The following is a 20,452-nucleotide window of genomic DNA, read 5'->3' on the forward strand; positions in this document are numbered from 1 at the left end:
CGGCACCGGCCCCCAGCCCGCCGTGGGCTCCGGCACCGGCCCGCAGCCCGCCGTCGGGCCCAACACCGGCCCGCAGCCGTCCGTCGGGTCCGGCACCGGCCCGCAGCCCGCGGTCGGCGGCCCCAACACCGGGCCCCAGCACGCCGTCGGGTCCGGGACGGGCCCGCAGCCCGCCATCGGCGGCGGCGCCCGGCTCGCGATCGAGTCGTCCGTCCAGGTCGACCCCGGCACCGACACCGTCGCCATCGCCGCCGCCTCGCCGGACCGCCCGCAGCCGTATGTCGAGCTGGGCATGAACGACGAGGAGTACCAGCGCGTCCGGCACATCCTCGGCCGCCGCCCCACCTCCGCCGAGCTGGCGATCTACTCGGTGATGTGGAGCGAGCACTGCTCCTACAAGAGCTCCAAGGTCCACCTGCGCCAGTTCGGCGACAAGGCGCCCAAGACCGACAAGCTGCTCGTCGGCATGGGGGAGAACGCCGGCGTCGTCGACATCGGCCAGGGGTGGGCGGTCACCTTCAAGGTCGAGTCCCACAACCACCCGTCCTACGTCGAGCCGTACCAGGGCGCCGCGACCGGCGTCGGCGGGATCGTCCGCGACATCATGTCGATGGGCGCCCGGCCGATCGCCGTCATGGACTCGCTCCGCTTCGGCCCGGCCGACGCCCCCGACACCCAGCGCGTCCTGCCCGGCGTCGTCGCCGGCGTCGGCGGCTACGGCAACTCCCTCGGCCTGCCCAACATCGGCGGCGAGACCGTCTTCGACGCCTGCTACGAGGGAAACCCGCTGGTCAACGCCCTGTGCGTCGGCGTGATGAAGCACGAGGACATCAAGCGCGCCGTGGCCCCCGGCCCCGGCAACAAGGTGATCCTGTTCGGCGCCCTCACCGGCCCGGACGGCATCGGCGGCGCGTCCGTCCTCGCGTCCGCGACCTTCGACGAGGAGTCCCACCAGAAGCGGCCGTCGGTCCAGGTCGGCGACCCGTTCATGGAGAAGCTGCTCATCGAGTGCTGCCTGGAGCTGTTCCGCGAGGACCTCGTGGTCGGCATCCAGGACCTCGGCGCCGCCGGCGTCTCCTGCGCGACGACGGAACTGGCCGCCGCCGGCACCGGCGGCATGCACGTCGACCTCGACGCCGTCCCGCTGCGCGACGCGACCCTGCGCCCTGAGGAGATCCTCATGAGCGAGTCGCAGGAGCGCATGATGGCGGTCGTGTCGCCCGACAAGGTCGACCGGTTCATGGAGATCTGCCGCCGCTGGGAGATCCCCGCCACCGTCATCGGCCAGGTCACCGACACCCGCCGCCTCGTCATGACGTGGCGCGGCGAGACGATCGTCGACATCCCGCCGGTCACCGCCGCCGACGAGGGCCCCGTCTACGAGCGTCCCTTGGAGCCCCCGAAGGACCTCGGCGCCCTCCAGTCCGACACCCCGGGCCGGCTGACCCGCCCGTCCAACGGGGACGAGCTGCGCCGCACCGTCCTGTGGCTCGCCGGCTCGCCGAACCTGGCGAGCAAGACGTGGGTGACCTCGCAGTACGACCGGTACGTGCTGGGCAACACCGTCCTCGCCATGCCGGAGAACGCGGGCGTCGTCCGGATCGACGACGAGTCGGGCCTCGGCATCTCCCTCTCCCTCGACGGCAATGGCCGCTACGCCCGCCTCGACCCGTACTCGGGCGCGCAGCTCGCGCTGTCCGAGGCGTACCGCAACGTGGCCGCCACCGGCGCCCGCCCCCTCGCCGTGACGAACTGCCTGAACTTCGGCTCCCCGGAGGACCCGGGCGTCATGTGGCAGTTCGCCCGCGCCGTCGAGGGCCTCGCCGACGCCTGCCAGTACCTCGGCATCCCGGTGACCGGCGGCAACGTCAGCTTCTACAACCAGACCGGCACCACGCCGATCAACCCGACGCCGGTCATCGGCGTCCTCGGCGTCCACGACGACGTCCGCCGCCGCGTGAACATGGCGCTCACCTCCGACGGTGCCACGATCGCGCTCCTCGGCGAGACCCGCGAGGAGTTCGGCGGCTCCGAATGGGCGCACGTCGTCTACGGCCACCTCGGTGGCCTGCCGCCGCTGGTCGACCTGAAGGCGGAGGCGGCCCTCGCGTCCGTCATGGTCACCGCGATCCGCGAGGGCCTGCTGACGGCCGTCCACGACCTGTCGGACGGCGGCCTCTCGCAGACCCTGGTGGAGTCGTGCCTGCGCGGCGGCCTCGGCGCCCGGATCACCCTGCCCGGCGACCCGTTCGTCACGCTGTTCAGCGAGTCGGTGGCCCGCGCGATGGTCGCGGTCCGTCCCGGCGGCGAGGCCCGCTTGGCGGCCCTGTGCGAGTCGGCGGGCGTCCCGGTCACGCAGATCGGCGTCGCGGGCGGCGACTCGCTGAACGTCACCGGCCGCGGCCCCGAAGGCGACCAGCAGGAGCTGTTCTCCATTCCCCTCGCCGAACTCCGCGAGGCCAACGAGCGCATGCTCCCCAGCTACGCCAACTGACCCGCATTACCGCTGAAGGGCGCCCCCCGTTTCCGGGGGCGCCCTTCTGTAATGGACGCATGCAGATCCGAACCGCCACGGAAGCCGACGCCTCCGCGATAGCGCGCCTGCACCTGTCCTCGTACCGCACCGCCTACCGCGGCCTTCTCCCGGACGGCGTCCTCGCCGCCTACGACCCCGCCGAACGCGAACACCGGTGGCTCGAAAGGCTCCACGACCCGTCCCGCACCACGTTCGTCACCACCCCCGCCTTAGTGGCCTTCGCCGAAATCGGCCCGTCCGCCGTCCCTCTCACAGGCGAACTGCTGGCCCTCCACGTGGCCTCGTCGCATTGGCGGCAAGGCCTCGGTCGCGCACTCCACTCCCACGCCCTCAAAGCCCTCACAGGCCGCGGCTTCCAAAGCGCCACCCTCTGGGTCCTCGACGGCAATCAGCGCGCCTGCGCCTTCTACGAGGCCGCCGGATGGGCGTTCACCGGCGAAGCCCGCCGCCGCCACCTCCGCGGCACCACCGTCCACGAACTCCGCTACCGCCGCGAATTGACGCCGTAACCTGCGGATGTGAACGAGACCGTAACCTACGTCGAGATGACCGACCGCGCCCAGCTGGTCGCGGCCGACCCCGTCCCGGGCCTGACCCTGGACGCCCTGGACCGGACGTCCCCTCTCGTCCCCGACGTCCTCGCCCGCGTCGGCGCGCCCTACGGCTGGAAAAGCTCCCGCCGCACCCCCGCCGAATGGCAGACCTGGCAAGCCGAGAACCCCCGCCGAACGTTCGGGCTGCTGACCTTCGAATCCGACCCGGCCGGCATCGTCGCCTACGACCCCCACGACCACGAGGTCGAGATCAAAAGCTTCGGCCTGCTCCCCGATTTCGTCGGCAAAGGCCTCGGCGGCTACGCGCTGACCCTCGGAATCCAGCACGCCTGGGCCCTCTCTCCCACGGCCACCCGCGTCTGGCTCCACACGTCGTCCTTCGACCATCCCAACGCCCTGCCCAACTACCACCGCCGAGGCTTCCGCACCTACAAAACCGAGCAGACCACCCGCACGTGACCCGCCCTACGATCTCCGCATGATCCGGGTCACCTTGGACGTTGACGCCGACCCGTCGCCGATGCTGATGCTGCAGGCCGAAACGTGGGAGGTGCACATCCGCGCTTCCCTGGCAGACCTGTCCCGCCTCACCAGCATCCGCCGAGCGAACTGGGACGAGCGGCGGTCACTGCAGGTAGGAGAATGCGCGGGCGCGCCGGTGTTCTGGGCCGTCGCCGGGGACGACCACGCAACGATCCTGATCGGCCAGGACGACGAGACCTGGGACGCAGCCCTGATCGTCCCCCTCGCGACCATCGACGAAATAGTCACCCTCACCCGCCCTTAGCACCCCTCCCCACCCACGACTGACCTGACGAGTTCGCCCGTGCCCACGTTCAGGGACCGGAATACTCCCGAACCATGGTGCTCCTCCTGTCCAACTCCATTGCGGAAGCCAGGACCGTCCGCCTCCGCGACCTCGAAAGCGCCCCCAACGCCCTCGACAACTACGAGCACAAGTACGTGGTCGTCGCCCACAAATCATGGTGGCGACGAGGCCGCGAAATCCCGGCCTTCTGCGCGGCGGTCGAACGCCTGGAGCCGAAAGGATGGGAGCCGGTCTCCTGGAACCTGGGCGCCCGCCGCTCCACCGTGGTCCTCCGACGCCGCGAGACCGACCCGGAATAGGCCCACCGTCAACGGGCGCCGGAAGCCGCGTCGGGAAGCCCGAGCGCTCTCACCAGCTTCATGAAGACGTCTTCGACAAAGCCGCCCGTCATTTCGAGGGCCTGAGCGATGAGTTCAGCTTCCGCGCGGTAGCCGGCCTCGGTCGACCATTGCGTCGCGCGGCGGGCGACGTCCTCGACAGGGCCGCATATTGCGGTGAGCGTGGATCGGACGTCTTCCCGTTCCCGAAGATACTCAGGATCGTCTTCGAGGGTCCGCGGGATTTCCTCGCCGTCCACCCACTCGATCTCCGGAACTACCAGGTGAGCCAGGACGCCCTCGATTTCGAGCACCGCCTGCCAGTTGCCGCTCGTCGGCGCAGCGCCGAGGACGCAGGCGCCGTCGCTGTCGAGGACGAAAGCACCGACCACCGGCCGGGCGGTCTCATGCATCACCTCGATGAGCACCTGCCTCCAGTCGAGGGAGTCGTCGTGGCGGAACTGGACGCCCTGCCAGCCATCACCGCAATGCCACGAGTCCATACCGAGCTCGGCCCACGGCCCCAGCGCGCTCAGCGTCTCCGCAGGACGGGAGGATTGAAGAAAAGCGCGCGTTCCCCAAAAGCCCACCGAGTCAGAATACCGAGCTCCGAGCCGCCAAGATGCGACCAAGACGAACGGTAACCACGGGTTGCCTGGTGGGCGATGGCTCGGTGGCACTCGGGCTTGTCTTGGGCCTTGTCCGCTTGTTGCGTGTTGTGCGAGCGTGAAATGTGGCCGAGGTGTCCGAGCGCGTACGACGTCGTGTTGGTGTTGATTTCCCGAATCAGGTCGACCAGGTCGCGGGTGCGCTGGCCCGGCTTACCGACGAGGTTCTTCCCCGTGAAGATTGCTTCTCAGCGGCGGCCGAGCGTATCCAAGTGGCTGTTCTCATCGTCGCGCAACGCCATCTAGGCAAGTTGGATGAGGCTATGGCGCTCGGCCGTATGGACTGGCGTGACCTGCTGGTCGCCGCAAGCCTGGCGGACGACGGTTGGGAGCAGCTCGTTGAAACGGAGTTGGCCCCGGCTCCCGCCCCGCACATCTGGGTGACACGTCGACGTCCACGAACTTGACCGCGAAAGGTCTGCTCAGGGCGTGACGTCGAAACGCCAAGCGGCCGTCTCAGAAGATCGAGTTCTGAGCTGCCCAAGACCCCGACCAGCGAAGACACCCCACATGAGCGCGCTGACCTGGCATGAATTCCTCGGTGACTCTCAACGTCTCGTACATGATCGCGCCCCCATGTGCCCTCGATGTGCCCTCGCCGTCCGGCTGCCGCTCGTCAGGGCGGAGTGTCCGAGACGAGCAGTGACTCCTACCTGATCAGTGAACGGACAGCCTCACCGCGCACGGACGGGGCCGTTCGTTCCCGTGATTGTTCCGTGCTGCGCACGACCGGCCGACCGCATCCCGATCAGTTCGTTCCGCCTCAAGGTCATCACCTCGCGGCGAGGCTTGGGCCTGCTGGCGATGGCTGAGCAGGTGCTGCGCCGTCTGGTGGTGTTGCTGTCTCGGCTGCTGTCATTGAGGCAGTCTCAGGGATTTCGAGTACCCTGCCGAGGCACAGGCCCTGATCGAGGCAACCGCAACTGCAGCCGGTTCCGGCGTGGCCTGCCCTGCCGCTACATTGTCCGGTTGTGATTCGCCCGACCCCCAGAGTGGGACATGGGGTGCGTGGTAATCGTGGTGCAGAAAGTCCGCCAATCAAGTTGCATGCACCTCCTGCCGCCGGACGGTCTTCGTCACCAGGACTCCCTGGGCGAAGTCATCCAAGAAAGGTGGTCTGTCATCATGCAGATCAGCCGGCCAGCGAAGCGCATGCTTTCTGTCCTGATCACCGGAGGCGCCGTGTTCGGCGCGACGGCGCTCGTAAGTTCGCCTCCAGCGTCGGCCCAGTACTGGGACCAGTCGATGAAGTCCGACGACGGCGACCCCGGCGCGGTCATCCGTTTCAAGGAGCACGGCGATGTCGTCCAGGTGTGTGACATCGAGAAGGACGACTGGGCCGCCTACGGAACTGTCGTGTGGTTCAATAGCAGTGGCGAAAGGAAGCACTACAACCTCCGAGCGGGCGGCTTCGGAAGCTGCTACCAAAAAGATGCTGACAACTACAACCTCCCGGAACACAAGTCGATCAGCTTCCGTATCTGCCTGCAGAACAAGCAGGGCCTCGATTACTGCGACTATGCAAAATGGACCAACAACGGCTGAGGCGTCGCGCTACATTCGTGCGTGAAGCGGGGGACTTGCGGTCCTCGTCCCCCGGTGGGCACGGAGCGTACGCGGGCGCAGGCTGGACACAAACTTCCACCCAGGTCTCGAAAATGAGATTCCGCTGGAGGTCATGAACGTCAGTCCATCAAGGTCAAGAATCAGGCGTGCACGGTAGCACCTCGTGGACACGAACCCCAGTCACCGCATGGTGCTCCGGCCCGCAGGGGGCCCGGGGGCAGCGTGCCCCCGGGTCGCACACCCTCAACTGATCGATCTATGCCCTTGGGGGCGGTGCCGCACACCCCATGCCAGCGTGCAGACGAGGGGGCGGCGCCAGGTGTCGCGATGCGCGGCCGTCCGGGCCGCTGGCCGGTGACCGGCGCCCGCGCCGCACGCGCCGACCGGCGGAGCCGGGCGGCCGGGGCGGCGACGCGAGCGGCGCCGCACCCTTGATGCCCAACAGCTGGATTCGGCAAGAGAGCGGGGCTGGCATTGCGCCAGCTTGACTGGGTGCGGTGACCGCTCCAACGCCCAAGATAGGTGACGACGGAAGTGTCGCGTGGGCGACTGTCAACACCGGCACTTTAATAAGCTTCGAGGGAAGTATGGCAACCATCATAGATGTGATAGATAACTTCACCACATCCAAAGGCGAGGATGACTTCGCGCGGATGTCCGGGCATGTGCTGGTTGAATTGCGTGGAGCTGTGCAAAATTTTTCGCGAACCTACATTCCAATCCCACTGGAAATAGAGAATCATCCTATCTGCACAGGGGGATGGCCTTCCGCTAACTTCTGGTCGGCAAATCTCCGGCCCCTTGGTGATGTCCAGCTTTCTCTGCAGTGGTCAGATTCTCGCCAAAGATCCGATTTCAAATTGGTTTTCTTGTGAGCAGTATCAGATTGTCATCTTCACGACCCGGCAGGGCACTCCGATCAGCCGCACGGAGTGGAACCGGTTCGTCTGGAAGCCCGCTCTCTTGCGTGCCGATGTTCCGGCAACTCGGGAGAACGGCTTCCACGCGCTCCGGCATCACTTCGCGAGCGTGCTCCTGGAGCGCGGGGTGGACATCCGGGCGCTGGCCGAGTTCCTCGGGCACGCTGAGCCCGGCTTCACGCTCCGGACGTACACGCATCTGATGCCGTCAAGCCGAGACCGAATGCGCAAGGCGATCGACGACACGTGGGGAACGATTCCGGGGGCGAGTGCCCTGGATGTGCCCTCTCGGGAGATCTCGTGAGCTGCGGCCCTGGTCAGAGCGCGATACGTCTAGAAGACCGAGATGTGGACGTGGTCGTAGTGGTTGGCGGTTACGCCGCCGCGGTTCTCCATCATGCGCCAGCCGGGGCTGCGGAGGTCGTAGATGCGCTGGCGCCAGATGATGTACTTGATGCCGAGGGCGCTCGCGTGGGCGATGGCGTAGGCGGCGGTGGCGTCGCCGTGGGCCTTGGCGGCGCCGGTGGCCATGACGCCGCCGGTGGTGACCATGAAGTCGCAGGCGTGGCCGGTGCCGTGGTCCTGCGGGTCGCCGGTGTGGCGGACGCAGCCGATCGTCGGGAAGGGGCCCTCTTCCTGGTCGATGACGGTCTTGACGTTCGCCATGCGGGGCGTGACGCCGCCCATGCCGACGCTCGGTGACTGCGGCTTGTACTTCTTGACCAGGGCCTCGATGCGCTTCTTCTGCGACGCGAGGTCCTTGATCTCCTTCTGCAGGTCGGTGATCTTCTGCTGGGCCTGGTCGTGCGCCTTGGCCTGCTCGTCGACGAGCTTGCCGATCTGCGCGACCTTCGCGGTCTTGTTCTGCGCGAGGTGCTCGATGAGGGTGTAGCCGCTCAGCATGTCGGACGCGTCGCCCGCGGCGAGCATCGAGATGGTGGGGCCCTGGCCGTCCGTCATGTACTGGGTGGCGGCCATCTGGGCGACGAGGGAGCGGGCGTCGTTGAGGTCGCTCTGCAGGCTCTCGGACTTCTGCAGCGCCTTCTTGGCGGCGTACTGGGCGTCCTTCAGCTTGGCGAGGTCGCCGCCGTAGGCCTTGTCGAGCTTGGCGATCTGGGCGTTCAGCTTGGCGAACTTGCCGCTGTCGCCGGGGTCGGACGGCAGGGCGGCGGGGGAGCGCGGCGCGGCGGCGGAGGAGGGGGCGGTGGTGCCGGCCAGCGGCAGGGCGACGGCGAGGACGGCCAGGGCCGCGCGCCGGGTTCGTCTCCGGAGGGTGGAGGTGGGGGACTCCACGTCTGCTCCTCTCCGGCCGGACCCGGGGGCGCCCGGCCGAACGCCAATGGACGGTGAGGGGGACCGTCCTAGTCCTCGCCAAGGGTAAACGGCTGTGACGGGTGGGGCGGTTCAACACCCAAGAAGCCCGGCTCCCCGTGGGGAGCCGGGCCAGCTTACGGGAGGATCAGAGGGTGCTCTTGTAGAGCAGGCGGTTGGCCTGGCTGTGCATGCGGCCGAGGACGTTCTTGGTGGAGTTGTCGTTCAGCCACTTCTGCACGGTCGGGAAGGTGGCGCCGGGGTGGCCCGACAGGTAGAGGGCCGCGGTGCCGGCGACGAACGGGGACGCCATGGACGTGCCGCTCATCAGGCCGGTCTTGTTGCCGGGCAGCGTCGACCTGATGTCGTAGCCGGGGGCGTTGATGTCCACGCAGGGGCCCCAGTTGGACCAGGTGGCGCGGTTGTCGTAGGACGTGGTGGCGCCGACGGCCATGACCCAGCCGGCGCTGGCCGGGGAGGTCTTGCAGGCGTCCTGGTTGTCGTTGCCCGCCGCGACGGAGACGAAGACGCCGGACTTGGACAGGTTCGTGATGGCGGTGTTGAGCGCCGTGGACTTGGCGCCGCCGATCGACATGTTCGCGACGGCCGGCTTGGCGGCGTGGGTGCGCAGCCAGTTCACCGCGGACATGATGTCGGAGACGTAGCCCTCGCCGTTGCAGTCGAGGACGCGGAGCGCGCGCAGCTTGACGCCCTTGGCGACGCCGTAGGTCGACGAGCCGATGATGCCGGCGACGTGGGTGCCGTGGCCGTTGCAGTCGGCGCCGTCGCCGTTGAACGTCGGGGCGACCCAGGCGACGGCGGCGCGGCCGCCGAACTGCGGGTGCCCGACGGCGAGGCCGGAGTCGATCACGTAGGCGGTGACGTTCTTGGCGAGCGACGTGTAGTGGTACGACTTCGACAGCGGGCGCTTGCGCTGGTCGATGCGGTCGAGGCCCCAGGGCGCGGAGCCCTGCGTCGACTGGGTCTTCATGACCTGGTCGTGCTCGATGGCGGCGACGCGGCTGTCGCGGCGCAGCTTGTTCAGCTGGTCGGCGGTGAGCTTGGCGGCGAAGCCGTTGAGGACGCCGTCGAAGCGCTGGGCGCCGGTGGCCTTGACGGTCTTGACGGCCGACTCGGCGGAGGCGCCCTTCTTCAGGGTGACGATGTAGCGGCCGGGCACGGGGGTGCCTTCGGCGGCGGTCACCTTGACGAGGGAGGGGGAAGAGGAGTCCGCGAGGACGGGGAAGGCCGCCGCGCCGCCGACGCATGCCGCGACGACGCCGGTCAACAGGAGCCTCCGGTGGACAGCCCGCAAGGCTTGTCTCCTTCTGCCGGGGGGCCGCGCTCTCGGCGGCCCGTCAGAAGATCGAGGGATTCGATCGAGGGGACACCATAGCGGAACTGTCCCGATATAGACGGAGAAAATGGACGTGTCAGACGGACCGCGGAAAGGCCGGAGTCGGCCGTCAACCGTAAGGCCCCGTCAGGAGACGGTTCCGATCCGTCAGGACGGGTGGGGGGCTCAGCCGCGGGACAGCTTCCCGGCATAGGCGAGGGCGGTGCCGGGCTTGCTCCACGCGTACTGGAGCGTCCCGTCCTGCAACCGCTTGATCTCGACGGTCCCGGGCGTGCACGGCGCCGGGATGGCGAGGTCCATGGTCAGGTTGCTCTGCGTGCCCTTCTTGAGGGTGAGCGTCCCGGTGCAGTGCTCCTGCGGGTACACCGCGCGCGCGGTGGTGGCGCCGGTCTGGAAGGTGACCTCGACGGGGAAGGACGCGTGCTGCGCGGCGTTCAGCACCGTGCCCTTCCACGTGCCCGCGAACGGCCCCGGCACCGTGCTCACGGGCTGGTTCGCGGACGTGTTGGTCTGGTTCGGCGGCGGGTCGCCGTCGTCCTTCAGCTGCGGCCACAGCACGAGCACGATGATCGCGATCCCCACGCCGACGCCGATGACCAGGGACAGCGCGACGCCCAGGACGTGGTTGCTGGGACGCCGCATCCGCCCGAGGGCGAGGCGCGCCGACGCCTTCCGCTCGCCGCCGCCGCCGTGCTCGGCGCGCAGGCCGGGGATCAGGTGCGACGCCGTCGTCTCGTCCGCCGGCGGCATGTCGAGGGGGTCGAACATGGCGGTCGGGGTCGGGTCTGGGTGGTCGGCGTGCTCGGGGACGGCGCTCATCGTGGCCGTGGCGTCCGCCGACGGGGCGACCACGTTGAACGTGGTGGTCGCCTCGAAGGCTGAGGGGTCGAGTTCCGGCACGGACGATGCCGGACCGCCGGTGCCGCCGGTGCCGCCGGTACCGCCCGGGCCTTCCGGCGCGGGCTTCTGCTTTTCCTTCCCCAGGGATGTGGAGGACAGGAATTGCGAGAGCTTCCGGAAGGGACGCGACGGCGGCGGATTGAACGCGTGCCGCGCCGCTGTGGGCGGCGCCTTCATCTGCGGCGCGTTACCGGGAGGCGGGGGCATGAACCCCTGCTGCGGCGGGATCGGAGGGCCGCCCATAGGACCACCCATAGGCACGCCCATAGGCGAGCGCGGAGGCCCCGGCGGCATAGGCGCGGGCCCGGCGCCGGGCGGGGGCGGCCCTTGCGGCGCGGGTGGCGGCCCTTGCGGTGGAGGCGGCCCTGCAGGCTGCCCCTGCCCCGCAGGCGGCGGAGGCGGCAGAGGCGGTTGAACGGGCGGCTGTGCCGGAGGCGAAGGCGGCGCGGGGGACGGCTGCACGGGGGACGGCGGCGCGGGGGACGGCTGTGCGGGGGACGGCTGTGCGGCCGGGGCGGCGTTCGTCGCGAGCGCACGCCCTTCGTCCACCATCGACGCGGGCATCCGGCCCGCGAGGGCGGTGTTCTCCTCAAGGAGCCGTTCGAGGAGCTGCCTAGAGGTGGGACGTGCGGCGGGGTCCTTCGCGAACGCGTCGCGCAACACGTCTTGCAGGGACGGCGGTGCGTCGGACAGGTCCGGGTCCTCGTAGATGATGTGCTGCATCACCTCGGACGGGGAGCCCTCCCCGAACGGTGCCTTGCCGGTCGCGGCGAAGAGCATGGTGGCGGCCCACGCGAAGACGTCGGCGGCGGGGCCTATGCCGCTGCCGCTGAGTTGTTCGGGCGCCTTGTAGGCGGGGTCCTGGGTGATACGCCCGGTGGGCGCGGCGTTAACGGCTTCCAGCGCGCGCGCTATACCGAAGTCGGCCACCCGGGGGCCGTTCCTGCCGAGCAGGATGTTCCCCGGCTTCAGCCCGTGGTGGACGGCGCCCGCCCGGTGGATGGCGGCCAGCGCGACCGCCGCACCGACGGCGACGCGTTCCACTACGGCGCCGCCGCGTTTCCCTTCCTCGTCCACGAGCTGCTGCAGGGAAGGGCCGTCGACCCATTCGCTCACCACGTAGGGACGGTCGCCTTCCACGTCGGCGCTCAGGATGGCCGCGGTGCAGAAGCCGGAGACCTTCTGCGCGGGCGCGAAGGCGTTGGCGAACCGGGAACGGGCCACGGGCTCGCCGCTCAGCCGGACGTGCAGCAGCTTCACCGCGACGAGGCCGCCCGCGGGGTCCCTGCCGAGGAAGACGGCGCCCTGCTCGCCGACGCCCAGCCGGCCCGTGACCTCGTACGAGCCGAGCCGTCGCGGGTCACCGGGCTGCAGGGGCAGCGCCTCGGGCATCTGACGAACCTCCGTGTCCTCCGGGGACCGCGTCCCCGGCCTCCCCGTTCCTCTCACTCCCCCATGCGTGCCTGCCGCCGGGGTCCATTTTTACCGTGTGCGCGGCGTTCGGGTGCCATCGACGGCCGACCGCCTCCGCCGGAAAGGCCTCGACCGCCTCCGCCGGAAAGGCCCCAGGCCCTTGCCCGGCGGCCTCCCGCTCCTTCCCTCGGCGGCGACCCGGTAGCGTCGGGACGGTGCCGCGAACACCGCTCTCCACCGCCCTGCTGAACGAGCAGCGCGCCGCTCTCGGCCTGCCGCCCCACGCCGGCCCGGACGGACCCGTCGCGCTGCGCCGCGCGGCCCTGGAGACCGTGCTGGCGGCCCTGGATGCGGGCAAGGACCCGGCCGGGGACGTGTCCCGCCCGGTCGTCCGGGGCGCCGTCCGGTTCCTGCTCGACCGGCTCGCGGAGCTGGCGCCGGGCCGGTCGGTCGAGGTGCGCGTCCCTCCGCACGCCGCCGTGCAGTGCATCGCCGGCCCGCACCATACCCGGGGAACCCCGCCGAATGTGGTGGAGATGGACGCGGGGACGTGGATCGCGCTGGCGACGGGACGGCTGAGCTGGGCGGACGCCGTCGCCGCGAACCGGGTGCGGGCCAGCGGCGCGCGCGCGGACCTGTCGGAACAGGTCCCGCTGCCGCTCGGCTGATCCGGTTTCCCGCGCCTGACCTGCGGTAGTGGGCGAGAAGTCCCATTCGGGACTTGCCTGGCGAGCCGGGCGCTGCGAGCGTGGGTGCCGACCGTCGGGGCACCGCATCGGCGAGACGCCGTGCAGGAGGTGGACCCGTGCTCGTTGCGCATTGGACGTTCGACGTCGAGACCGTCGACGGCCGCCGGGTGGCGGACGCCGCCGGCGGCGGGCCGGTCGCGGAGCTGAACGAGTCGGCGCAGATCGTCCCGGGCCGGAACGGGGAGGCGCTGAGCCTGGACGGCCGCGGCCGCGCGCTGATCCCCGCCATGCCGCAACTCGTGCTGAGCCAGGTGTTCGGGTTCAGCGTGGCGTTCTTCGTCCAGGTGGTGGAGGAGCCGACCGGCGAGTGGCGCAGCCTGCTCTACAAGTCCGTGGCGGAGAACGATGCGCGCGCGCTCGGCATGTGGCTCTACCCGGACGCGATGCGCATACGGGTGCAGCTGTTCACCGTTAAGGGACCGGAGTACGTGGACAGCCACGCACGGCCGGCTCCAGGGGAGTGGACCCACGTCGCCTTCGTCGTGGACCAGGAAGGCATGTTCCTCTACATCAACGGCAGCCTCGATACGGGCATGTCGCTGGAGCACGCCGTCGTGACGCCCGCCGGGCCCATCTACCTGGGCAGCGAACCCACCAAGCCCGGGTTCGGCGGTCTGATGGACGATTTCCGGGTCTACGCGTCCCCGCTGACCGCCGAGGCGGTGGCGGAGTTGGCCGCCCAAGAGCCCGGCTAGGCCGAGCCCAGCCCAGCCCAGGGAAGGGGAATCAGGGGTTCGACGTCTCGCGGACGAACGGGAACTCCTGTTCCACGCACCCTTGCCGCGCAGCATAGTTCGGGTAGCGGGACGTGTCCCCGCACATGGCCGCCTTGCTCAGCAGCCAGAACAGCGCCAGGGCGCCCACCACGACGGCTATGCCGCAGCACACGACCCCTGCCACGGCGGGCCACCGCTCGGACTGCCCGCGGACGAGAGCGATCGTCCCGAGGACGAGCCCCACCAGCGCCGGGATCAGCCCCAGCAGGCACAGGGCCAGCCCTAGGAGCCCGACGATGCCGAGCACCAGTGAGGCCCGTGCCAGACCGCTCCGCCTGGGCGGAGCGGGAGGCGAATAGGTCCGGTACCCAGGCAGCGTCATAGGTTCCTCCACGTGTCGGCCACCAGATTTGCGTGCGGACGCTGAAGGCCGTGCTCGCGGGGAGTAAAGGTCGGTTAAGGAGATCCACCGATCCGAGCAGGTGAAGGGGGCATCTAGACTGGCTGGTGTGCCTCTCCGTGACGGACGTCTGAGCCACGACATCGATCCCTCCGACCGCCCCCCGCAGGACGCCTGCGGTGTGTTCGGCGTCTGGGTCCCCGCGGACCAGGCGCCCAGGGCGGAAGTGAGCAAGCTCACCTACTACGGCCTGTACGCGCTCCAGCACCGCGGGCAGGAGTCGGCGGGCATCGCGGTAAGCGACGGCTCCCGGATCGTCGTCTACAAGGACATGGGCCTGGTCGCCCAGGTCTTCGACGAGTCGGTGCTGAACACCCTGCGCGGCCACATCGCCGTGGGCCACTGCCGCTACTCCACGACCGGCTCGCCGACGTGGGAGAACGCGCAGCCCACGTTCCGCTCGACCGAGTCGGGCGGGCTGGCGCTGGTGCACAACGGCAACCTGATCAACACCCCGGACCTGGCCGCCCGGCTGGAGCCGGGGGTGCTGACCGCCACCACCGACACCGAGGTGCTGACCGCGCTGCTGGCCACCCGCGAGGGCGGCCCGCTCGCGGCGGCGCGCGACATCCTCCCGGTGACGCGCGGCGCGTACTCCCTGGTCTTCATGGACGAGGGAGTCCTGTACGCGGCCCGCGACCCCGAGGGCATCCGCCCGCTGGTGCTGGGCGCGCTGGAGGACTTCGGCTGGGTCGTCGCGTCCGAGACCGCCGGTCTCGACATCGTCGGCGCCCGGTTCGTCCGGGAGATCGAGCCCGGCGAGCTGATCGCGATCGACGGCGAGGGCGTGCGCTCCGAGCGGTTCGCCGAGCCGCGGCCGAAGGGCTGCCTGTTCGAGTACGTGTACCTGGCCAGGCCGGACACCACGATCGCCGGGCGCAGCGTCCAGGCGACGCGGGTGGAGGTCGGCCGCCGGCTGGCCCGCGAGCACCCGGTCGAGGCCGACCTGGTGATCCCGACGCCGGAGTCGGGCACCCCGGCCGCGATCGGCTACGCGGAGGCGTCCGGCATCCCCTACGGCCAGGGCCTGGTGAAGAACTCCTACGTCGGCCGGACGTTCATCCAGCCGTCGCAGACGATCCGCCAGCTCGGCATCCGCCTGAAGCTGAACCCGCTGCGCGAGGCGATCGAGGGCAAGCGCCTGGTGGTGGTGGACGACTCCATCGTCCGCGGCAACACCCAGCGGGCGATCGTGGGGATGCTGCGGGACGCGGGCGCCAAGGAGGTGCACGTGCGCATCTCCAGCCCGCCCGTGTCGTGGCCGTGCTTCTACGGCATCGACTTCGCGACCCGGGCCGAGCTGATCGCCGGGAACCTGTCGGTGGAGGAGATCCGCGACTCCATCGGCGCCGACACGCTCGGCTACATCTCGCTGGACGAGCTGATCTCCGCGTCGCGCATCCCCAAGGACAACCTGTGCCGGGCGTGCTTCGACGGCGTCTACCCCATCCCGGTGGAGGACGCCGCCCGCGGCAAGCACCTGCTGGAGGTCACCCGATGACCTCGTACGAGGCCGCCGGTGTGGACATCGCGGCGGGCGAGCGCGCCGTGGAGCTGATGAAGTCGCGGGTGGCGCGCGCGCGGCGTCCCGAGGTCGTGGACGACGCCAGCGGCTTCGCGGGCCTCTTCGACGCGTCCGCCTTCCTGCGCTACAAGCGGCCGCTGCTGGCGACGTCCACGGACGGTGTCGGTACCAAGGTCGACCTGGCGCGGCGCCTCGGCGTCTACGACACGGTGGGGCACGACCTCGTCGGCATGGTCATCGACGACCTCGCCGTATGCGGGGCCGAGCCGCTGTTCATGACGGACTACATCGCCTGCGGCAAGGTCGTCCCGGAACGCATCGCCGACATCGTCGGCGGTATCGCGGACGGCTGCGCCCTGGCGGGCTGCGCGCTGGTCGGCGGGGAGACCGCCGAGCACCCCGGCCTGCTGGAGGCGGACGAGTTCGACATCGCCGGCGCCGGCACGGGCGTGGTGGAGGCCGGCGAGCTGCTGGGGCCGGACCGGGTCCGCCCCGGGGACGCGGTCATCGCGATGGCGTCGTCCGGCATCCACTCCAACGGGTACTCGCTCGTGCGCCACATCCTGGCGGCGACCGACCTCGCCCTGGAGTCGCAGCCGTCGGAGCTGGATCGTCCGCTGGGTGAGGAACTCCTCACCCCGACCCGCATCTACGCGCAGGACTGCCTCGCCCTGACGCGGGCCGGGGGCGTCCGTGCGTTCGCCCACATCACGGGCGGCGGGCTCGCGGCGAACCTGGCGCGGTCCCTGCCACCGACCGCGGACGCGGCGCTGCGCCGCGCGTCGTGGGAGGTGCCCGCGGTGTTCCGGGTCCTGCAGGGGCACGGCGACGTGCCGCAGGCGGAGATGGACAAGACGTTCAACCTGGGCGTCGGCATGGCCGCCATCGTCGCCCCGGACGCCGCCGACGAGGCGCTGCGGCTGCTGGCGGCGCGCGGCGTGCCGTCGTGGGTCCTCGGTGAGATCACCGAGGGCACCGGCCAGGCCGTGCTCGCCTGACCCGTCCGTACCGAGCCGCCTGATACGTCCGTTCCGTCCCGCTCGGGTGCCCGGGTGGGACGGCGCGGCGCTGAGCACGACGCTGGGACGCCCGGGAGGCCCGTGGGTCCACTGATGCGCCCGAGGTGCGGAACGCGACCCCAGGCCGCTCTCAGCCGCGCACGCGGCCGGTCACGGGCGCTGGGGACCGGATGCCCGAAAGCGAACAAACGCCACCGCCCGCGCGAGCTGGCAGTGGCGTGTTGTCAGCCGGTCAACCGGAGGTGCCGTCCTTGCGGTCCTCGGTCCCGTAGTCATCGGCGTAGTCCGCGTACTTCTCGGCGAGCTCATCGTAGGAGTCGTCACCGGAGTCGTTGACCCCGAGTTCGTGCTTCAGGCGGTCGAGGTCTGTACCGCCGCTGTTGTACTTGAGCTGGCGGGCAACCTTCACCTGCTTGGCCTTGGCTCGGCCGCGACCCATTGGCTCGACCCCCTCGATGGTCAGGGCTTTCGTGGGCCCATCAACGCGCGCGTGTACCACACGAACCGGTGCCTGATGAGCCATGCGTCAGTCACGGATACAACCGTACCCGTTTTGCGCCCGGCTCGGTACATCGACGGTACGTGGCGGCGCTCTTGTTGCTGAGGACTCCAGTGTATCCGGTGGTCAGGGCGCCCCGCAGGGCGGCGCCGCGGGCCCTCGCGACACGCCGCGCGAGACCCGGCTCCATCGGCCGAAACGCGACGGACCGCCGCGGAACCGGGCGAACCGGGCCCGCGGCGATCCGGAGCGGTGTCCCGCTCGAGGCTGTCCGCTCAGAGGAGAATGCCGCGCAGGCGTCCGATCTCGGACATCCGCCGCTCGGCGAGCCGGTCGGCCGCCACCGCCGGCGGGACGCCCTCGTCGGCGGCCAGCGCGAAGATCTTCCGGGTCGTCTCGTAGATCCCCGACGCGCGCGCCTTCGCCCGGTCGAACTCGAAGCCCTCGATCTCGTCCGCGACCTGGATCACGCCGCCGGAGTTCACCACGTAGTCGGGGGCGTACAGCACGTCGCGGTCGGCGAGGCGCTTCTCGATGCCGGAGTGGGCGAGCTGGTTGTTGGCCGCCCCGCACACCACCTTCGCGGACAGCAGCGGCACCGTGTCGTCGTTGAGGGAGCCGCCGAGCGCACACGGTGCGTACACGTCCAGCTCCGTGCGGACCATCTCGTCCTTGTCCGCGACGACGTCCACCTCCGGATGCAGCGCCTGGACGCGCTCCACCGCCGCTTCGCTGACGTCGCAGATGACCACGTCCGCGCCGTCCTCGCGCAGGTGCTCCACCAGCCTGTGGCCGACCTTGCCCACGCCCTCCACGCCGACCCTCCTGCCGCGCAGGGAAGGCGTGCCCCACACCGTCTCCGCCGCGGCTCGCATGCCCTGGAACACGCCGTACGCGGTGAGGATGGACGAGTCGCCCGCACCGCCGTGCGCGACCGTCCGCCCGGTGACGAACCGGCACTCCCGCGCCACCACGTCCATGTCCTCGCTGTACGTACCGACGTCGCACGCCGTGTAGTAGCGGCCGTTCAGCGACTGGACGAACCGCCCGTACGCCCGAAGCAGCGCCTCGGACTTGTCCTTCGCGGGGTCACCGATGATGACGGCCTTGCCGCCGCCGAGGTCGAGGCCCGCCATGGCGTTCTTGTAGGCCATGCCACGGGACAGGTTCAGCACGTCGGTGAGCGCCTCCTCCTCCGACCCGTACGGGTAGAAGCGGGTGCCGCCCAGCGAGGGGCCGAGCGCGGTGGAGTAGATCGCGATGATCGCGCGCAGGCCGCTGGCCTCGTCCTGGCAGAAGACGACCTGCTCGTGTCGGGGCTCTGTGCCCTTGTGGGGCGACCCGAAGACATTAGGCACGGTAGTGCCCTCCTCTCTGTCTGTAGATCAGACTAAGGGGCGCCGGTATGGCGTGTTCGCGGCAGCGTTCGTCCGGTCTCATGTCACGATGCGGTGGTGTTTCCGTACGCGGCGTACCTACGGATATATGAACCGGTGACCGCCTTCCCGGAGCCCGCGCGGACCCTGTGGACGGCCTATGCCGACTCCAGGCGGCGGCCCCGGCGGATCCACGCGCTCGGCGCCGAGCACCGCGACGCGGCGCGCCGCATCGTCGGCGCGCCCCCGGAGGTCGTCCCGGACCGGGAGAGCCGGGACGCCTACGTCCGGCGCGTGGACGACACGATCTACGTCTCCCCGTGGGAGACGCGGCTGCGGTCCTGGCTGGCGTTCGAGCGGTTCCGCGGCGAGCACGCCGCGGGGCTCGCGGCCGCGTTCGTCCCGCCGCCGCAGGCCGAGCGCGTCACGCGCGAGTTCGAGCAGTGGAAGCGGGCGGGCCGCCCGCTGCGGCCGCACATCCTGACCAGTACTTGGCACGTCCCGCTGGACTGGTTCGTGCCGTTCGCCCGCGGGGAGCGGTGCCTGATGCTGGGCGCGCCGGGCACCGGATACGGCGCGGCGGAGGGCGCCGCGGAGGGCGCCGCGGAGGGCGCCGCGGAGGGCGCCGCGGACCCGCCGGCGGACGACGCGTCCCAGGAACATGCAGGTCATGGCCCTGCTACGGCGGCTCCTGCGCGTACCCTCATCTACGTCACCTCGATGGGGGAGGCGCGCCGCCGGGTCGCCGCCGCCCTCCCGGTGGTGCGCGAGAACCTCGGCGACGGGTCCGGAGAGGTCTTCCTCCTGTCGGCGGGCCGGCTGGACACGCTCGCCCGGTGGCTCGGGGAGTTCCATCCGCGGGCGCTGGTCGAGCTGGACTACGGCGGCCTGGTCCACCTGCTGGACGACCGGACGCTGCAGGGGGACGAGTCGGTCGCCGAGATGGCCGTCGCGCTCACCGGGATGGAGCGCGGTGAGGTCGAGCTGACCGTGGCGATGTACAAGCGTCTCCTCGCGCGCTGGAGGCCCGTGCGGGCCCTCGAATCGGCGAACTAAAACAAATTTCCCGAATCCGCGCGCGATACGACTATACGTGTCGCTAGAATCACGCAGCGTGACCCAGTCATCACCGGACACGCGCAGCTCCCGGCCCCGGCGGGGATGTTTGCACGCAACTACCGCCAGGAACTTGCTTGTTGCGCTGAGTGGTGGCAAGGTTACACGTTGTGATGTCATAGTGGCTCTTTCGGGCCATAGGGGACATCAGTGACCGCGCGAGGATCAATCGCAGGATCGCTGTCATCGGTCCACGGAGGAGAGGCCGCAAACATGTCAGCACGTACGCCAGAGGCCGAGCCCCTGTTGACGCCGGCGGAGGTGGCGACGATGTTCCGCGTCGACCCCAAGACCGTCACGCGGTGGGCGAAGGCGGGAAAGCTCACGTCCATCCGCACGCTCGGGGGGCATCGGCGCTACCGCGAGGCGGAGGTGCGCGCGCTGCTGGCGGGCATCCCGCAGCAGCGGTCGGAGTAGCCGCTCCGGCCGGCCGGGCTCGAGCCGAGCCCTGCCGGAAGCACCCGGCCGAACAACTGGGGGGGCGGTCAGGAGGCCCCTGGACGACCTCGCACGTCGATTACGCGCGGGGACGCCGCAGCGGCCTCCTGGACGAACGGGCCGGGACCACGGTCATCCGAGAATCGCGGTCCCGGGCCGATCACCGTCCGATCGGGATGTCCC

General features: G+C 70.2%; 21 protein-coding genes. 14 read left to right on the forward strand and 7 right to left on the reverse strand.

The features are described from left to right. The first annotated feature begins 292 nt into the window (after positions 1-292). The 5 genes from purL (at position 293) to F9B16_RS25175 (ending at position 4,218) form a co-directional block, all read left to right on the forward strand. Complete coding sequence (purL, locus tag F9B16_RS25155; RefSeq protein WP_225991929.1) at positions 293-2,494, forward strand: phosphoribosylformylglycinamidine synthase subunit PurL; 2,202 nt, start codon at positions 293-295, stop codon at positions 2,492-2,494. A 59-nt stretch (positions 2,495-2,553) separates the two neighbouring features. After that, a complete protein-coding gene (locus F9B16_RS25160) occupies positions 2,554-3,045 on the forward strand; it encodes a GNAT family N-acetyltransferase (protein WP_151542589.1) in 492 nt (163 codons plus the stop codon). 9 nt (positions 3,046-3,054) lie between these two features. Continuing rightward, positions 3,055-3,549, forward strand: a complete 495-nt coding sequence (locus tag F9B16_RS25165; protein WP_151542590.1) for a GNAT family N-acetyltransferase — start codon at positions 3,055-3,057, stop codon at positions 3,547-3,549. A 19-nt stretch (positions 3,550-3,568) separates the two neighbouring features. Beyond that, complete coding sequence (locus F9B16_RS25170; RefSeq protein WP_151542591.1) at positions 3,569-3,877, forward strand: hypothetical protein; 309 nt, start codon at positions 3,569-3,571, stop codon at positions 3,875-3,877. Between the two features lie 74 nt (positions 3,878-3,951). Next, complete coding sequence (locus tag F9B16_RS25175) at positions 3,952-4,218, forward strand: hypothetical protein (RefSeq protein WP_151542592.1); 267 nt, start codon at positions 3,952-3,954, stop codon at positions 4,216-4,218. Between the two features lie 8 nt (positions 4,219-4,226). On the opposite strand, the gene F9B16_RS25180 is transcribed toward F9B16_RS25175, so the two are convergent. After that, on the reverse strand, positions 4,227-4,826 hold the full coding sequence (locus tag F9B16_RS25180; protein ID WP_151542593.1) for a hypothetical protein: 600 nt from the start codon (positions 4,824-4,826) through the stop codon (positions 4,227-4,229). A 152-nt stretch (positions 4,827-4,978) separates the two neighbouring features. Here F9B16_RS25180 and F9B16_RS25185 point away from each other — a divergent pair, with 152 nt between their 5' ends. The 3 genes from F9B16_RS25185 (at position 4,979) to F9B16_RS25195 (ending at position 7,694) form a co-directional block, all read left to right on the forward strand. Then, positions 4,979-5,311 (forward strand): hypothetical protein, encoded by a 333-nt coding sequence (locus tag F9B16_RS25185; RefSeq protein ID WP_151542594.1) that lies wholly within the window; start codon positions 4,979-4,981, stop codon positions 5,309-5,311. Between the two features lie 718 nt (positions 5,312-6,029). Then, complete coding sequence (locus F9B16_RS25190) at positions 6,030-6,449, forward strand: hypothetical protein (RefSeq protein WP_151542595.1); 420 nt, start codon at positions 6,030-6,032, stop codon at positions 6,447-6,449. A gap of 828 nt (positions 6,450-7,277) precedes the next feature. Then, the gene (locus tag F9B16_RS25195; protein ID WP_151542622.1) at positions 7,278-7,694 is read left to right on the forward strand and encodes a tyrosine-type recombinase/integrase; all 417 of its coding nucleotides are present in this window, start codon (positions 7,278-7,280) and stop codon (positions 7,692-7,694) included. A gap of 29 nt (positions 7,695-7,723) precedes the next feature. Here F9B16_RS25195 and F9B16_RS25200 read toward each other — a convergent pair whose 3' ends face one another. The 3 genes from F9B16_RS25200 to F9B16_RS25215 all read right to left on the reverse strand — a co-directional run bounded on the left by F9B16_RS25200 (position 7,724) and on the right by F9B16_RS25215 (position 12,350). Then, complete coding sequence (locus F9B16_RS25200; RefSeq protein WP_192808981.1) at positions 7,724-8,683, reverse strand: coiled-coil domain-containing protein; 960 nt, start codon at positions 8,681-8,683, stop codon at positions 7,724-7,726. A 166-nt stretch (positions 8,684-8,849) separates the two neighbouring features. Then, entirely contained in the window at positions 8,850-10,016 is a 1,167-nt protein-coding gene (locus F9B16_RS25210; RefSeq protein ID WP_151542597.1) for a S8 family peptidase, read from the reverse strand. A gap of 207 nt (positions 10,017-10,223) precedes the next feature. Beyond that, positions 10,224-12,350 (reverse strand): serine/threonine-protein kinase, encoded by a 2,127-nt coding sequence (locus F9B16_RS25215; RefSeq protein ID WP_151542598.1) that lies wholly within the window; start codon positions 12,348-12,350, stop codon positions 10,224-10,226. A gap of 236 nt (positions 12,351-12,586) precedes the next feature. Here F9B16_RS25215 and F9B16_RS25220 point away from each other — a divergent pair, with 236 nt between their 5' ends. Together F9B16_RS25220 and F9B16_RS25225 are read left to right on the forward strand one after the other, a co-directional pair. Beyond that, positions 12,587-13,039, forward strand: coding sequence for a sterol carrier family protein (locus F9B16_RS25220; protein ID WP_151542599.1), 453 nt, complete (start codon positions 12,587-12,589; stop codon positions 13,037-13,039). A gap of 137 nt (positions 13,040-13,176) precedes the next feature. Further along, on the forward strand, positions 13,177-13,815 hold the full coding sequence (locus F9B16_RS25225; protein ID WP_151542600.1) for a LamG domain-containing protein: 639 nt from the start codon (positions 13,177-13,179) through the stop codon (positions 13,813-13,815). A 31-nt stretch (positions 13,816-13,846) separates the two neighbouring features. On the opposite strand, the gene F9B16_RS25230 is transcribed toward F9B16_RS25225, so the two are convergent. Then, on the reverse strand, positions 13,847-14,143 hold the full coding sequence (locus F9B16_RS25230; protein ID WP_225991926.1) for a hypothetical protein: 297 nt from the start codon (positions 14,141-14,143) through the stop codon (positions 13,847-13,849). Positions 14,144-14,345: 202 nt separating this feature from the next. On the opposite strand from F9B16_RS25230, the gene purF reads away from it, so the two are divergent. Both purF and purM read left to right on the forward strand, forming a co-directional pair. Further along, positions 14,346-15,797 carry an amidophosphoribosyltransferase gene (purF, locus tag F9B16_RS25235; protein WP_151542602.1) on the forward strand — a complete coding sequence of 484 codons (1,452 nt, stop codon included), beginning with the start codon at positions 14,346-14,348 and terminating at the stop codon, positions 15,795-15,797. Beyond that, positions 15,794-16,819, forward strand: a complete 1,026-nt coding sequence (gene purM / locus F9B16_RS25240; RefSeq protein ID WP_151542603.1) for a phosphoribosylformylglycinamidine cyclo-ligase — start codon at positions 15,794-15,796, stop codon at positions 16,817-16,819. Before purF ends, purM begins: the two co-directional genes overlap by 4 nt. 253 nt (positions 16,820-17,072) lie before the next feature. Here the strand turns inward: purM and F9B16_RS25245 are convergent, their stop codons facing one another. Together F9B16_RS25245 and F9B16_RS25250 are read right to left on the reverse strand one after the other, a co-directional pair. Then, a complete protein-coding gene (locus F9B16_RS25245; protein ID WP_151542604.1) occupies positions 17,073-17,279 on the reverse strand; it encodes a DUF3073 domain-containing protein in 207 nt (68 codons plus the stop codon). Positions 17,280-17,614: 335 nt separating this feature from the next. Further along, on the reverse strand, positions 17,615-18,697 hold the full coding sequence (locus F9B16_RS25250; protein ID WP_151542605.1) for a Leu/Phe/Val dehydrogenase: 1,083 nt from the start codon (positions 18,695-18,697) through the stop codon (positions 17,615-17,617). 135 nt (positions 18,698-18,832) lie between these two features. Here F9B16_RS25250 and F9B16_RS25255 point away from each other — a divergent pair, with 135 nt between their 5' ends. Then, positions 18,833-19,771: a hypothetical protein gene (locus F9B16_RS25255; RefSeq protein ID WP_225991927.1), complete on the forward strand. Its 939-nt coding sequence runs from the start codon at positions 18,833-18,835 to the stop codon at positions 19,769-19,771. A gap of 273 nt (positions 19,772-20,044) precedes the next feature. After that, entirely contained in the window at positions 20,045-20,248 is a 204-nt protein-coding gene (bldC, locus tag F9B16_RS25260; protein ID WP_012850682.1) for a developmental transcriptional regulator BldC, read from the forward strand. Positions 20,249-20,452: the final 204 nt, after the last annotated feature.

Source organism: Actinomadura montaniterrae, assembly GCF_008923365.1.
GTDB lineage: Bacteria > Actinomycetota > Actinomycetes > Streptosporangiales > Streptosporangiaceae > Spirillospora > Spirillospora montaniterrae.